We start from the raw sequence: 458 nt of genomic DNA on the forward strand, positions 1-458 counted from the left end.
GCACTGAGCAGGCGAACCATGGCAGACTGGGTGATCCGCTGTGCCAGTTTATTTAAACCGCTCTACGACAGACTGCACCAAGTGTTGCTACAGCAACCGGTACTGCACGGCGATGAAACCACGGTTAAGGTGGTGAAAGAAGACAAACAGACCAGTTACATGTGGCTGTATTGCAGCGGCACGGATTCGCCTGTGGCAGAGGCAAACATCCCTAATATCGCTCTGTTCGACTATCAGAATAGTCGTGCGGGTCGCTGTCCTGTGGCATTTTTACAGGGCTACGACGGCTATCTGCAAGTTGATGGGTATGCGGGCTATGAGCAAACGCAGGCGACACTGGTTGGCTGTTGGGCGCACGCAAGACGCAAGTTCAAAGAAGCCGCAGATGCGCAGGCCAAGGGTAAAACAGGTAAAGCGAACTGGGCGCTCAACCATATTCAAAAGTTATATCGAGTTGA

At 52.4% G+C, this 458-nt stretch carries 1 protein-coding gene; it reads left to right on the forward strand.

Going from position 1 to position 458, the window contains the following annotated elements; translation table 11 throughout:
• Positions 1–458, forward strand: a 458-nt coding sequence (locus TW77_RS23745) for an IS66 family transposase (protein WP_046007452.1), incomplete at both ends; no start/stop codon positions are given.

Origin of the sequence: Pseudoalteromonas rubra (genome assembly GCF_000967655.1) — a bacterium.
Lineage (GTDB): Bacteria > Pseudomonadota > Gammaproteobacteria > Enterobacterales > Alteromonadaceae > Pseudoalteromonas > Pseudoalteromonas rubra_A.